General features: G+C 43.3%; 12 protein-coding genes. 10 read left to right on the plus strand and 2 right to left on the minus strand.

Translation table 11 applies throughout. The annotated features are described in order from the left end of the window. The first annotated feature begins 270 nt into the window (after positions 1-270). From V7077_RS05950 to V7077_RS05990, 9 genes are all read left to right on the plus strand, one after another. The gene (locus V7077_RS05950) at positions 271-1,440 is read left to right on the plus strand and encodes a thiolase family protein (RefSeq protein WP_335499337.1); all 1,170 of its coding nucleotides are present in this window, start codon (positions 271-273) and stop codon (positions 1,438-1,440) included. A 96-nt stretch (positions 1,441-1,536) separates the two neighbouring features. Beyond that, the gene (locus tag V7077_RS05955; protein ID WP_335499339.1) at positions 1,537-2,118 is read left to right on the plus strand and encodes a TetR/AcrR family transcriptional regulator; all 582 of its coding nucleotides are present in this window, start codon (positions 1,537-1,539) and stop codon (positions 2,116-2,118) included. A gap of 18 nt (positions 2,119-2,136) precedes the next feature. After that, positions 2,137-3,804 (plus strand): long-chain fatty acid--CoA ligase, encoded by a 1,668-nt coding sequence (locus V7077_RS05960; protein ID WP_335499341.1) that lies wholly within the window; start codon positions 2,137-2,139, stop codon positions 3,802-3,804. A 101-nt stretch (positions 3,805-3,905) separates the two neighbouring features. Beyond that, entirely contained in the window at positions 3,906-4,850 is a 945-nt protein-coding gene (locus V7077_RS05965; protein WP_335499345.1) for an MBL fold metallo-hydrolase, read from the plus strand. A 34-nt stretch (positions 4,851-4,884) separates the two neighbouring features. Then, entirely contained in the window at positions 4,885-6,402 is a 1,518-nt protein-coding gene (locus V7077_RS05970) for a long-chain-fatty-acid--CoA ligase (protein WP_335499347.1), read from the plus strand. Positions 6,403-6,427: 25 nt separating this feature from the next. Then, positions 6,428-7,321 (plus strand): R2-like ligand-binding oxidase, encoded by an 894-nt coding sequence (locus V7077_RS05975; protein ID WP_335499348.1) that lies wholly within the window; start codon positions 6,428-6,430, stop codon positions 7,319-7,321. Between the two features lie 348 nt (positions 7,322-7,669). Further along, positions 7,670-9,193: an aldehyde dehydrogenase family protein gene (locus tag V7077_RS05980; protein WP_335499351.1), complete on the plus strand. Its 1,524-nt coding sequence runs from the start codon at positions 7,670-7,672 to the stop codon at positions 9,191-9,193. A 19-nt stretch (positions 9,194-9,212) separates the two neighbouring features. Further along, positions 9,213-10,421 carry an iron-containing alcohol dehydrogenase gene (locus V7077_RS05985; RefSeq protein WP_335499353.1) on the plus strand — a complete coding sequence of 403 codons (1,209 nt, stop codon included), beginning with the start codon at positions 9,213-9,215 and terminating at the stop codon, positions 10,419-10,421. Positions 10,422-10,580: 159 nt separating this feature from the next. Further along, positions 10,581-11,516: a manganese-dependent inorganic pyrophosphatase gene (locus V7077_RS05990; RefSeq protein ID WP_335499354.1), complete on the plus strand. Its 936-nt coding sequence runs from the start codon at positions 10,581-10,583 to the stop codon at positions 11,514-11,516. A 68-nt stretch (positions 11,517-11,584) separates the two neighbouring features. On the opposite strand, the gene V7077_RS05995 is transcribed toward V7077_RS05990, so the two are convergent. Both V7077_RS05995 and V7077_RS06000 read right to left on the minus strand, forming a co-directional pair. Then, entirely contained in the window at positions 11,585-12,340 is a 756-nt protein-coding gene (locus V7077_RS05995; protein ID WP_335499355.1) for a hypothetical protein, read from the minus strand. Positions 12,341-12,464: 124 nt separating this feature from the next. Then, complete coding sequence (locus V7077_RS06000) at positions 12,465-13,286, minus strand: Cof-type HAD-IIB family hydrolase (protein WP_335499357.1); 822 nt, start codon at positions 13,284-13,286, stop codon at positions 12,465-12,467. Between the two features lie 297 nt (positions 13,287-13,583). Between V7077_RS06000 and V7077_RS06005 the strand changes: the two genes are divergently transcribed. After that, positions 13,584-14,270, plus strand: a complete 687-nt coding sequence (locus V7077_RS06005; RefSeq protein WP_335499358.1) for a diphthine--ammonia ligase — start codon at positions 13,584-13,586, stop codon at positions 14,268-14,270. Positions 14,271-14,275: the final 5 nt, after the last annotated feature.

Consider the following 14,275-nt stretch of genomic DNA (forward strand, 5'->3'; position numbering starts at 1 on the left):
TAGCCAACTTGCGAAACAGCCTCCTATTTGCGGATGAGTGTCTCTAACTTGCTGATACGATCATCTAACTTGCCTCTAGGCCGCTTTAATTTGCGGATGGACGGCGCTCACTTGCGGATACACAACTTTAATGTGCGAATAACATAAATCAACTTGCGAGAAACAAACACATAAAAAAGATAGATAGAAAAAGGTATCTGGAGGTCTCTTAGAAGCTACCTAAATAAAAAAACTCGGTCAAACTACTTAAAAAAGGGAGGATACCACACAATGAAAAGAGACGCAGTCATCGTTTCCGCGGTCCGGACAGCGATTGGCCGCCAAGGCAGTGCTTTGGCAAGTGTGCCACCCCATATCCTTGGAGCAGAAGCCATCAAGGAAGCGGTAAAAAGAGCAAACATAAACCCGGAAATCATCGACGATGTTATTTTTGGCAATGTCCTCTCGGGTGGAGGTAATATTGCTAGATTAACAGCCTTACAAACAGGACTATCCATCGATCTGCCAGGATTAACGATAGATAGGCAATGCGGTTCTGGAATTAACGCTATTAATCTTGCTGCGCAGGCCATTCGTGCCGGCGACGGGGATGTCTATATTGCCGGAGGAACTGAAAGCATGAGCAGGGCACCATATTTGCTAGACCGTCCTGAAAAACCTTACAGTCCGATGCCGCCGAGCTTTCGAAAATCACAGCTGTCACCAAAAGAAATCGGTGATCCTCCAATGGGAATTACCGCGGAAAACCTCGTTGAAAAATACGGCATTACCAGAAAAGAACAAGATGAATTCGCCTATCAAAGCCAACAGCGGATGGCTCGTGCAATGGTTGAGGGACGATTCGATGAGCAAATTGTTCCAATCGCGATTCCAACCAAAAAGGGAGAGCCGCTTATTTTTCAAACAGATGAACATCCAAGACCGCAAACAACCTTAGAAGCCCTTGAAAAGCTGCAACCTGCCTTTTTAAAAGGTGGAACCGTGACAGCTGGCAACAGCTCTGGCCTAAATGATGCGGCGGCGGCGCTAGTCATCATGTCGAGGGAAAAAGCAGAAGAATTAAAGCTTACACCGCTGGCCGTGATCCGTGACTATGCAGTAGCTGGAGTAGACCCAAATATCATGGGGATTGGACCGGTCCCGGCCGTGAGAAAAGTCATAAAAAAATCAGGTCTTACCTTAGATCAGATAGACCTAATCGAAATCAATGAGGCCTTTGCCGCACAGGTTTTGGCCTGTAACCGAGAATTAGAAATGGATCTTGCAAAGGTTAATGTCAACGGCGGAGCGATTGCCCATGGACACCCGCTTGGGGCAACTGGTGCTATTCTGGTTACCAAAGCCGTCTATGAGCTGCAGCGTTCCCGAGGCCGATATGCCTTAATTACCGCTTGTATCGGAGGTGGACAGGGAATCGCCACAATCATTGAACGCGAATAGTCTCTTCCAAAAATCGATAGGAGCAAAAGTCATCCGTAGCGCTGGCCGGGGAGTCCGGCTGGTTCCACCCGGCGCATAACCGAAAGGAACAATCCTATGAAACATAAATTAATAGAAACAGGGATCCAGTTGTTTGATCAAAATGGATTTAAGTCAACATCTGTGCAGGATATTGTTCAATTATTGGGGGTGACGAAGGGGACTTTTTATTATTATTTTAACAGTAAGGAAGAGCTGCTGAAGGACATTCATCTGATCTATATTGAGGAACTTGTCCAACAGCAGGAAAAAATCATTAAAAACCTGCAAACAACCTTTACAAATAAGCTGTATAAGATTGTGACGCTTTTAATTCGAAATATAAGAACCGAGCGGCAAAGTGCCAGGATCTTTACAAGAGAAATGCGCCATTTAAGTGGACCTTACTTAGAAGAAATCAAAGATAAACGAAATCAGTTTCGAAAAAATATGCAAAAATTAATTGAAGATGGAATGAAGCAGGGCGAATTCAAATCTGGATTGCCTTCGGATATCTTAACAATGGGAATACTCGGGATTACCAACTGGAGTTATTACTGGTATAACCCAGATGGTGAGGTGTCCGAGGAAAAGATTGTCGACATCTTTGTCCATATGATCCTCAATGGTATTTCTAATATTGATAGCGTTTACAATTAATTGTTAGGAGAGATGTTAATGGTTACCCTTCACTATCCATTTTGGCCTAAAATCTCTAAATCTTTAAAAGTTCCGTCCACTTCCCTGTATGACAACCTCAAAGTTAGCGCGGAGCGTTACCCGGACCAGAATGCCATTTTTTACTATGGTAATAAAATAACTTACGAGCAGCTCGATGAAGAGGTTAATGCACTGGCCGGATACTTAGAACACAAGTTAGGTGTCCAAACAGGGGATAAGGTATTGCTCTTCATGCAAAACTCTCCGCAATTTGTGATTGGTTATTATGCCATCCTCCGGGCCAATGCGGTTGTGGTGCCAATTAATCCAATGCTGGTGACAGACGAACTCGAATTTTATGTGCGAGATTGCGAGATTAAGACGGCGCTTGCAGGCCAAGAATTATATGATCGTATCAGTCCGCTCCTTGGAAAAACCACCTTAGAAAATTTGGTGATTGCTGCCTATTCCGATTATGCCGGCGAAGCATTTGATGGCATACTTCCAAAAGAAGTGGAGGCTGCAAGGTTTAACTTTACTCAGGATGGACACTACCTATGGAATCAGGCCATTGCTGCAGGGCTGATACCTTCCGAACATACAGCTAAGGGGGACGATCTGGCCTGTCTGCCATACACTTCTGGAACAACCGGTCTGCCTAAGGGATGTATGCATACAAACCGAACGGTGAATGCCAACACGGTGGGGGCTTTTCATTGGTCAGCTGCGACGACAAATGCTGTTCACCTAATGTCACTGCCGCTCTTCCATGTAACAGGAATGGTCCATAGTATGCATATGCCTATTTTTAGTGGAAGTACGACGGTCATTTTAACGAGATGGAATCGTGAAACGGCCGTAGATCTGATTAAAAATTTAGGCTGTACCCATTGGGTGACAATTGCGACCATGATTGTCGATTTTCTAGCCAATCCGAATTTGAAAAAGGAAGACATTGCATCGTTGACCTCGATTTCAGGCGGGGGAGCTGCCTTGCCGGAAGCAGTGGGTGAAAAATTATTTAACCTCTCCGGATTGCGGTTCGTAGAAGGGTATGGATTATCGGAAACCATTGCCCAGACCCATTTCAACCCACCAGATCGGCCCAAAATGCAATGCCTTGGAATTCCTTCCTTTGATGTGGATGCTAGAATCATCGAACCAACAACAGGCAAAGAACTGGGTGTTGGCGAGATCGGCGAAATTATAGTTAACGGCCCACAGGTCATGGTCGGTTATTATAACCGCGATGATGAAAATAGAAGTTCATTTATAGAAATCGATGGAAAAATGTTTTTTAGAACAGGTGATATTGGCCGATATGATGACGAAGGCTATTTCTTTATGGTCGACCGGGTAAAACGGATGATTAATGCCTCTGGATTTAAAGTATGGCCAACCGAGGTAGAATCCTACCTTTATAAACATCCTGCCATTCAACAGGCTTGTGTAGTCGGAGTTCCTGATGCACGAAGAGGCGAAACCGTAAAAGCGTTCGTGATTTTAAATGAAGGCTATCAAGGGAAAATCAGTGAGGATGAAATAATAGAATGGGCGAAACAGCATATGGCGGCCTATAAATATCCAAGACAGATTGAATTTAGAAAGCAATTTCCGATGACCCCGAGCGGAAAAATATTATGGCGCACCCTTCAAGAAGAAGAAAAAGTAAAAGCGCAAAATTAACATGAATTATGAGGAGATTACCCGTTCGGACCTCCTCACCCGAAAGCTCTCTTCGACAAAGGATTAGCTGCACAATTTAAGAAGAAGGAAGGGGCTGTTACTTGTTGGAAATTATCCCCCTTGTATTAGAAACTGACTTTGCCGAAGGAACCGTTAATGCCTTTTTGGCGGCGGGCGAAAAGGTGACTTTAATCGATACAGGGAATCCTGGCCGAGAGTCGTTTAAACAACTCAAGACAAAACTACATAAACATGGTGTTACCTTTAAGGACCTAGACAAGATTATCCTGACCCACATCCATATTGATCATGTGGGCGGCATTCCTTCCATTCAAGAGGAAGCGGATATTCCGATTTTTGTTCATGAACAGGCAAAAGGATCAATCAATACTGGTATCCAAAAGTTTAATAGAGATCAACAGTTTTTTCAGCTGTTTCTACTATCATGCGGGGCCGATCCCGCCAACCACATCGTTCAGCGCAGATATAAGGAGGAAAACTGGAGAAATGTTTATTTTCTAAACGAAGGAGAATCCATTTCAATCGGGGGCGAACCGTTCGAAGTGATTGATGTTCCGGGTCATAGTCAATCCGACCTTTTATTTTGGAATTCTGAAACGGGGGATGTCTTTGCGGGTGACCATTTAATCAAGGCATTTTCTGTCAACGCCTTTATTGAACCACCATCGTCCGACGAAGAAGAGCGGCCCAAGCCGTTATTACAATACCGAAACTCGCTTGAAAAAATCAGCCGGCTTCCACTGGGAACCATATACCCTGGTCATGGCGAGTCCTTTACGAATCACATTGATTTAATTCAAACAAGAATGCAAGAGCAGGAAAAACGCTGTGAGCAGATTTTAAAAATTATCGCAAATACAAGAAAAAGTATTTTTGAAATTTGCACAGTGATGTACCCGCATCTAAAAGGAAAAATGATCTTTTTAGGGTTGTCGCAAATACAAGGCCATTTAGATTTATTGGAAGTGAGACATAAGGTCAGCATTGGACAAAACGGATCGATCATAGAGTATTTTGCTATTTAGAGAGATTCTTCATTCTACTAAGGGAGAGGATTCCGTGAAGCTAAAGGATCTGCTTGAAACCAACATAGCGGATTTTGGAGAATATCCATTCTTATTTTTCAAGGAGAGAACCTATACCAATCTAGAAACCAAACGATATGCAGACCAGTTTGCTGCCGGCCTGCGGAGAATGGGCATTGCAAAAGGTGACCGAGTCATGATTTGTATGCCGAACTGCCCGGAAGTCCTCTTTGCCTATCAGGGGGTAACGAGAGCGGGGGCCATTATCGTACCTGTGATGTTTACCCTTCATCCAAAAGAACTTCATTATATTTCCAGAAACTCTGGAGCGAAAGCAATCATAACCTCATCCTATGTCCTTCAAAATGTTGAAAAATCAGTAGAAACTTTGCCTGAAAGACCGGCCGTCATTATAACCGATCTCCCATCAAATGAGAATCTAACAAACTTTTACGATTGTATGAACCAAGCCGAGTCCGATGTAGTGGATGACGGAAACGTTGACGATACAGCTGTCATCTTATACACGTCAGGGACAACGGGAAATCCGAAGGGAGTCTTGTTAACCCATAAAAATTTATATTCCAATGCGCTAAATTCCGCGAAGCACAATGAGACAGAGCGGGGCACCACCTTGGGCGTCCTGCCGCTTGCCCACGTTTATGGATTAACGGTTTCAAATGTCTGTTACTTTACCGGCAGTGCGATTGTTGTTTTTTCCAGCTTTGATGTCAAAGAGGTTTTTAAAGCGATTGAGAGCTATCGCGTCCGGACCTTTTCGGCTGTGCCCGCGATGATACATGCGATGGTTTCCTTCCCGAATGCAGATGACTATGATACTTCAAGTCTGGAATCAGTAGGGTCGGGATCGGCACCGCTGCCGGTTGCCCTTTTGAATGCCTTCCAACAAAAGTTTAGTGCCAAGGTTCTTGAGGGTTATGGACTGTCAGAAGCCGCACCGGTTGTTACCGCTCACAGTAAACATATTGAGGTTAAACCAGGTTCTGTCGGTGTGCCGATCCCTGGAGTCGACATCAAAATTACCGATGAAAACGGGGTGGAGGTTCCAGTTGGCGAGGTCGGTGAATTATTCGTCCGTGGTGACAATGTTACACCTGGTTACTATCAGAATCAGGAGGAAACCGACCGGGTGTTAAAAGATTCCTGGTTATTTACGGGGGACATGGCCCGGGTTGATGATGAAGGCTACGTGTATATCGTTGACCGGAAAAAAGATTTGATTATTCGCGGCGGTTTTAATGTCTATCCGCGTGATGTCGAAGAAATCTTAAATGGGCATCCAGCTGTGTTTGAAGCCGCTGTTGTCGGAGTTCCTGATGAACGAATGGGGGAAGAATTGGTCGCTTGTGTTGTAAAGCAACCCTTTAACGAGGTAACGGAAGAGGAGTTAATTCGTTTTTGTCAAGATCACCTGGCAAAAAACAAAACACCGCGAAGAGTTATTTTCCTAGAGGCACTGCCGCGGAATGGGGTCGGTAAAATATTAAAGACCCATCTGCGCAAAACGGCTTCGGATAGTGTGATTCGTTAATACCTAAATGAGAGGAGATTTTACGATGGAAAAAAGAACGATTTTAACGACAAGCACAAGGGGATTGCTGGAAGATTCATTCCCTTATCGTCTATATCAAAAAGCAAAACGGCTGGGAACATGGAATCCGGCAGATATCGATTTTACTCAGGACCAAAAGGATTGGAAGGCGATGACAGTTGAACAGCAAGAGGATATCCTCCGCTTAATTTCTCAATTTCAAGCGGGTGAGGAGGCTGTTACATTAGACTTACTGCCACTAATGATGGCGATTGCCAAAGAAGGCCGGCTGGAGGAAGAAATGTTTTTGACCACCTTTTTGTACGAGGAAGCAAAACACACGGAGTTCTTCCGGTTGGTCTTGAATGCAATTGGCGAGAAGGGGGATTTGTCCCATTTTCATACGGAAACCTATCAAAAGATTTTCTATGAAATTCTGCCAGCAGCGATGGGCCGCCTTGTGACCGATCAATCCCCAGAGGCCATTGCTGAAGCATCTGTGGTCTATAACATGTTTGTGGAAGGGGTCTTGGCGGAAACTGGCTACTTTTCCTTTTATGCGGCTCTTGAAACGGCTGGGATTATGCCGGGGCTTTTAGAAGGGATTGGAAATTTAAAGAAGGATGAGTCGCGCCATATCGGCTATGGCACATTCCTGTTGCAGCGTTTGATTTGTGAACACCCGCATCTATTTGATTTTGTTGCCGCCAAAATGGGGGAACTGACCCCATTAGCCATTCGGCTCAATCAGGAGGGCATTGCAGGAAGGGAGGTTAGTGCATTCGGGGGCAATCCTGATGACGTGATGAATTTTACGCTCAAACAGTTATCTGTTCGAATGGAAATTTTAGCAAGGGCAAAAGGCAAGAAAATCGAAGAGATTTATAGATATACAGATAGTGAGTTAGGTGTGTTGTAGGATGCATTAGATAGGGTGATTTTGCCCGTTTGAGGAAGAAAAAACTCATTGACGGTCACAAAAAAATAATTTTCCCTGTTTAAGGGAGAAAAAGCCAGTTGACGGTTACAAAAAGAAATAATTTTGCCTGTATTAGGAAGAAAAAGCTATTTGACGGTCAAAAAAAGAAATAATTGTGCCCGTTGGGAAAAGGCAGAGGGCATCGACGGTCAAAAAAAATGATTATTATGCCCATTTAGTGGTCACAGGGGGTAGCTTCGGTCAAAAAAACTTCAATTGTGCCAAAAGATTCTCATGTCCTAAAGGAATCGCTATTAAAATCAAAGTATAGCAGAGGAGGAAAAAATCATGACAGTGAATGTAGACGTACAAACATTTCCCCACTTTATCAATGGAAAGTGGGAGCAATCGAGCGGCGGGGAAACCTTTGAGGTGTACAATCCCGCAACCGGAGAACTTGTGGCAAAAGTAGCAAAAGGGACTGAAAAGGATGTGGACATTGCCGTCAAGGCTGCCCGTGCCGCTTTTGACAAGGGCGGTTGGAAAACCATGAATCCAAAGGAACGCGCCAAAGTACTATATGCCATTTCTTATAAAATCGCCGAGCATGCTCAGGAACTAGCATACTTGGAAGCAATCAGTTCAGGCGGGACAGTACGGCGAATTGGTAATAGCGATATTTTACAAATGGTCGACTTGTTTCAGACACTGGCCAACTTTACAGTGGAATATTCCTTCTCAGAAACGCTGCCGGTTCCGCCATTCCCGGGACCTGCACATAACTTCATTTGGCGTGAACCCATCGGCGTATGTGCGGCAATTACTCCATGGAACCTCCCAATGGTCATCGCAACATGGAAAATTGCGCCTGCGCTCGCGATGGGAAATACGATCGTCATCAAGCCAGCCAGTTACACCCCGCTTTCCACATTAAAGTTAGCAGAGATTATCTCGGAAGTAGTCCCGCCAGGTGTCATAAATGTGGTAACTGGAGGGGGTGCAGAAGTAGGAGAAGCCTTAGTCAACCATCCGCAAGTCGATAAGGTAGCCTTTACTGGCTCAACAGAGATCGGCAGGAGAATAATGGGGCTAGCCGCCGGCACGATTAAAAACACAACCTTGGAGCTTGGCGGAAAATCGCCCAATATCCTTTTGGAGGACGCGGACCTGAATATTGCGCTGCCAGGAAGCCTTTTCGGTGTATTCCTTCACTCCGGTCAGCTGTGTGAATCTGGTACACGTTTATTTGTACCCGATAAACTCTATGATCAAGTGGTTGCCGGACTTGTTGCCCTCGCCGGCAAACTAAAACTAGGCAATCCTCTCGACCCGGCAACAGATGTCGGTCCAGTGATTTCCAAAAAACAAAAAGAAACGATTCTCTCTTATATTGAGTCTGGTAAGCAAGAAGGGGCAACACTTGTATGCGGCGGTAAGGATGTCACCGTTCCAGGCTGTGAGCAAGGACACTTTATCGAGCCGACGATTTTTACCAATGTCACCAATGATATGAAAATTGCTCAGGAGGAGATCTTCGGGCCAGTCCTATGTGTGATTCGATATTCAGACCTAGATGAAGCCATTCAAATGGCAAATGATACGATTTACGGATTAGCCGCCGGTGTTTGGACTCGCGATGTGAATAAAGCCTATCAGGTTGCTAGGAAACTTCAAGCGGGTGTTGTCTGGATTAACGACTGGCATATGCTCCGCAGTGATGCCCCGTTTGGCGGGTATAAGCAAAGCGGCATCGGCCGGGAGTTGGGCAAGCATTCATTGGATGCCTATACACAAGTTAAGCATGTTCATACTTCCATGTCACCTGAATTGGATAGACGCAACTGGTATGGGATTCTGTTTGGCCAAAACTAATGAAGAGGTGAAAAAGATTATGAAAACAACTCTATCACAGTTTATGTTACGTACTGGTATTTACAGCGGATCAAATTCACGGGCAATGGTGCCAAGTTTATTTGCCGGCCTTGGAGCTAAGCGAGTTCTCCTCTTAAGTGACCGCGGTTTGGAAAAGGCAGGAATTGTGGGAAAAGTGGCCTCGATTTTTGAATTGACTGGCCATGGATCTGGCCCTCAGCTTGTTGGAACGTATTTGGACATCGCCCAGGATGCAGAGAGCCGCTGTATCAATGATGCGGTCCGCTATGCCAAGGAAGTCGGCGCAGATAGTTTACTAGCTGTGGGCGGCGGCAGTGTATTAGATACAGTAAAAGGGGTTAAATATGCCCTTCATAAAGGCTTATCGGATATAAAAGTAGCTATTCCCGGCGGCTTATTATATGAGCAATTTCCGAAAGCAAACCACATTCCTATCCCGCATATTGCGATCCCGACAACAGCGGGAACCGGGTCGGAAGTTTCACCGATTGCCGTTATTTTTAATGAAGACATTCAAATGAAGACGAACATTATTAATCCGTTTATCAATGCGGATATGGCTATATTGGATCCGGATTTAACTGTGGGTCTTCCGCCGCTCATTACGGCCTTTACCGGATTTGATGCGTTAACACATGCGATTGAAGCATTAGCTTCGCCGACGGCAACAGGTCTAACGGATGCCAATGCCCTGCATGCCATCCGTCTCATTGAAAAAAATCTTCCGGTGGCGGTAGATGACGGCAGCAATGTAGGTGCCCGAATGGATTTGCTGCAGGCAAGTCTAATGGGAATTACCGCGTTTAGTTTTGCTCTTAATGCAATTCCAGTTCATAATATGGCTCATGCCTATGGTGCCTTGTTCCGTATCCCACACGGGTTAGCCAATGCCGTCTTTTTACCGGTGGTCATGGAACTCGTTCCGCAGCTATACTTACCAAAGGCTGCCGAACTCGCTCAGGCGTTGGATGTCGGTGTGAAGGATGAAACACCGCAAACCATACTTGCTAACGTGATTGATAAAATTAGATGGCTGCAGCAACGCGTTGGGTTGCCGGCAGACTTTAAGCAGTACAATATTAGTGAAGAGGCCTTGGCCGCAACAATCCCGGCTGTCATGAAGGATCCTGCCGCGCTTAGCTTCCCAATGCCGCCTGAATTAATTTCTGCTATTGGACAGAGGGTTGTCCCTGTAACGGTAAAATAAGGAATGACCAGAAACAAAGGTACTCTGTTTAGAATACCTTTGTTTCTTTTTGTAGTTTTTGCTTTGTATCCATATACATCTTGATATATAATTTGCAATAGGGTCCTTTTTAGTTATGGATTGATTTACATAAAATTTTTAATGAGTAGGAGTAGTAAAATGGAAAAAGTCCTTATTTTCGGTCATAAAAACCCAGATACCGATACAATCTGTTCGGCAATTGCCTATGCGGATTTGAAAAAACAATTAGGCATAGACGCCGAACCAGTTCGTCTTGGTCAAATCAATGGCGAAACACAATTTGCGCTTACAACCTTCAACGCTGAAGTTCCCCGCTTAGTGGAAGCAGTTGCTTCTGAAGTAAATGCGGTTATCTTGGTTGATCACAACGAGCGCCAGCAAAGTGCAAATGATATTGCCGATGTTCGTGTATTAGAGGTTATTGACCACCACCGTATCGCTAACTTTGAAACAAGCGATCCTTTATACTACCGTTGCGAGCCTGTTGGCTGTACCGCAACCATTTTAAATAAAATGTACAAAGAAAACGGTAAAGAAATTAAGAAAGAAATCGCTGGTCTTATGCTTTCAGCGATCATTTCCGACTCTTTATTGTTCAAATCACCAACTTGCACACCGGAAGATGTCGCAGCAGCAAAGGAATTAGCGGCAATTGCTGGTGTAGACGCTGAAACATATGGTTTGGAAATGTTAAAAGCAGGCGCGGACGTTCGTGATAAATCGATTGCTGACCTTTTAAGCCTTGATGCTAAAGAATTTGAGATGGGTTCAAGCAAAGTTGAAATTGCGCAAGTGAACGTGGTGGACACTGCTGATGTCCTAGAACGTCAAGCTGAATTAGAAGCGGCCATTTCCAACATTGTTGCAGAAAAGAATCTAGATTTATTCTTGTTTGTTGTTACAGATATCTTAACAAATGATTCTGTTGGGTTAGCGATTGGAAGCAAAACGGCTGCAGTTGAAAAAGCCTACAATGTTTCACTAGAAAATAATACAGCGACTCTAAAGGGTGTTGTATCACGTAAAAAACAAATTGTACCGGTATTAACTGATATTTTTAATCAAGGTATCTAAAAGAGTGCAATAGTAAAACCGTTCATGCATAGCATGGCCGGTTTTTTTGCTGTGGTTCGAAGCTTAACTTATTCAACCTCCTGCGTCTCTTCTTTCTTTTGATTTTTCAAGAAAAATGTCAGCGGCTGTTCGGAGCCAGTCATTAATTTGTAGACATAGGATGAGGTAAGCTTATAGCCGTCCTCTATTTTTCCTGCCAGATAATTAGTTCGTTCAAATAAAATGGAACGGATATGGTTTACTTGACGGGCTAGTTTATCTAATAATGCATCCTGCTGATCAATCCGCCCTAGTATTCCTTCATGAATCTCTTCTTGTTTTGTTAGCTTTTCGGCAGCCTGTTTTTGCATCTCAAGTTGTTCTTGCATTTGTTGGGCAAGCTGCAGCTGAGTGTCTTCATTCTTTTCTAAACGTTCGGCAATACTGTCACAAGTCTTACTAATTTGATTGATTTGACCAGACAGGGATTCCCTTAAATGTGTTTCTTTTTCAATCATAGCCTCTAAATGCACATTCTTTTCATGCAGGGAATGTAAATTGGTGACCATTTCGTTTTCGAATTTTTGCTGTCTAAACGTGCTATTCTCTAAGTTGCTTAGCTGATAATCTACCTGTTTCCATTGGGTATTCTGAGCATCTGTTTGTTCCTTGTATCGGATTTGAAGCTCCGATAATGCCTGGTTCAGAGCTGTATTCGCCTTTTGCTGCTCCTTTATCAGTTCAGAAAGGAAATCTTGCCTCGCTTCCACTTGATTTGATTCCTGCAATTGATTGTTATTTTTGAATAAATTCGGATGTTCCTTTTTATTAATGAATAGTCCCATACCTCTCTCCGCCTTTTATTTGTTTGATTGTGATAGTTTATGCAAAGAGATTGATTCTGGGGACATGATTGGGCTAGGGAACATGATAAACAAAAAAACGCTTGGAATATCCAAGCGTTTAGAATCAAACAGTGACGGGCGTATTCAAAACAAATTTCTCTACAACCTTTGCTACACCATCATTCATATTTGTGTCAGTAACATAATTGGCTTGATCCTTAATATCTTGCGGGGCATTACCCATGGCAACACCGAGTCCAGCGAACTCAATCATCGCTAAATCGTTGTAGCTGTCACCGATGGCAATCACTTCTTCACGCGTAATACCAAGTTGTCCAATTAACTGATTTAAGCTAGTGCCTTTTGTAACCCCTTTTTCCGTAAATTCCAAAAAGAATGGCTTCGAACGCATCACACTGAGTTCCTCAGCTAATTCTTGCTGAAGCTTTTTCTCGACTTCAACAAGTTTATCAGGATCATCCACCATTAATACTTTAACAACGGGCTCATTGACCGACTCAACAAAACTATCAACCTCAATCACATCTAAGCCTGTAATTTCTGCTTCAATATTGGTATATTGATTTCCTGCCTCGGTAACGATCAAATCACCAACATAGGTGTGAATAAACACATCTTCACGACGGCTTAAATGATATAAGCGGTGCGCAGTTTCGGCTGATAGTGTGCTGCTGAAAAGCTCTTCACCTGTTTGGCAGTTCGTAATTTTTGCACCATTAAAGGAAAGGATGAAGCTCCCGTATTTTTTCAATTCTAGTTCATCAGCAATCTCATACATGGCAGACGTCGGGCGCCCAGAAGCTAGTACAACCTTAACTCCTGCCTTTTGGGCATCCATTAGTGACTGTTTTGTACGAGGGGAAATGGTGTGGTCGTCTTGCAGCAGGGTATCATCTAAATCTAGTACGATCATTTTATAGGACATATTTCTGTTCCTTTCTCTAGTTAGGTTCTTATCCCATCTTACTATAATTCTAGGAAAAAAACTTATTACAAATGAATCCAATTAGCTAAACGACAAATAAAATAGAATAAAACCGAAAATGAAGGTGATCAGAAGATTTTATTTTTAACTTTTTTAAAAATAAATGTGCGATTTGTAATCGGAAGGTTAAGTAGTTTAAAACAACAAAAACTATATGAAAAAGATGTATAAAGTTTCTAGATTTAATTGCACAAAAGAAATGAAAAGTCTGTTAACATACCATTAGGAGGGGAATAGATGAAAAAAACAGCTGTTTCTTTTAGTGGTAAGGATTCAACTTTGGCTTTACATGAACTATTGAATTCAACCGAATATGAGGTTAAACTTTTATTTTCAACGGTCACCGATGGATTTAATCGGACTAGTATTCATGGTGTAAGAGAAGAATTGCTAGAGGCTCAAGTGGAGTCTATCGGTCTTCCTTTGATAAAAATCAGAATCCCCGAACAGTGCTCAAATGAGGAATATGGCGCAATTATGCTGAGAGAAATGAATGCCATGAAGGAATTAGGGATTGACCACATCGCATTTGGCGACTTATTTCTTGAGGATGTGCGCAAGTATCGGGAAGAAATGTTAAAGCCTCTAGGGATTACACCGTTATTTCCTTTATGGGGGATTGACACCTCGGAATTGATTCAACGTTTTCTTTCGCTGGGCTATCGAACAATTACCACCTGTGTCGACTTGACTCAATTACCCGAAAGTTTTTCTGGCAGGGAAATCACGCAACCATTTTTAGAGGAGCTGCCAGGTGAGGTAGATCCTTGTGGTGAAAACGGGGAATTTCATACGTTTGTTTTTGATGGTCCCATATTCAAGGAACCTGTACAATTTGAATTGGGCGAGAAAAAGTTTTCGAACGATATCTATACTGGTCAAATGAGGTTCTGTTTTACCGATTTAATTCCTAGTAAAGAATGAAGCAG

The organism is Neobacillus vireti (genome assembly GCF_036962465.1).
In the GTDB taxonomy this organism is placed as follows: Bacteria; Bacillota; Bacilli; order Bacillales; family Cytobacillaceae; genus Neobacillus; species Neobacillus vireti_B.

Bases quoted from the DNA above. Each gene is read 5' to 3' on its own strand.
- V7077_RS05950 (WP_335499337.1), top strand. From the start codon at position 271: ATGAAAAGAGACGCAGTCATCGTTTCCGCGGTCCGGACAGCGATTGGC.
- V7077_RS05955 (WP_335499339.1), top strand. From the start codon at position 1,537: ATGAAACATAAATTAATAGAAACAGGGATCCAGTTGTTTGATCAAAAT.
- V7077_RS05960 (WP_335499341.1), top strand. From the start codon at position 2,137: ATGGTTACCCTTCACTATCCATTTTGGCCTAAAATCTCTAAATCTTTA.
- V7077_RS05975 (WP_335499348.1), top strand. From the start codon at position 6,428: ATGGAAAAAAGAACGATTTTAACGACAAGCACAAGGGGATTGCTGGAA.
- V7077_RS05980 (WP_335499351.1), top strand. From the start codon at position 7,670: ATGACAGTGAATGTAGACGTACAAACATTTCCCCACTTTATCAATGGA.
- V7077_RS05985 (WP_335499353.1), top strand. From the start codon at position 9,213: ATGAAAACAACTCTATCACAGTTTATGTTACGTACTGGTATTTACAGC.
- V7077_RS05990 (WP_335499354.1), top strand. From the start codon at position 10,581: ATGGAAAAAGTCCTTATTTTCGGTCATAAAAACCCAGATACCGATACA.
- V7077_RS05995 (WP_335499355.1), bottom strand. From the start codon at position 12,340: ATGGGACTATTCATTAATAAAAAGGAACATCCGAATTTATTCAAAAAT.
- V7077_RS06000 (WP_335499357.1), bottom strand. From the start codon at position 13,286: ATGTCCTATAAAATGATCGTACTAGATTTAGATGATACCCTGCTGCAA.
- V7077_RS06005 (WP_335499358.1), top strand. From the start codon at position 13,584: ATGAAAAAAACAGCTGTTTCTTTTAGTGGTAAGGATTCAACTTTGGCT.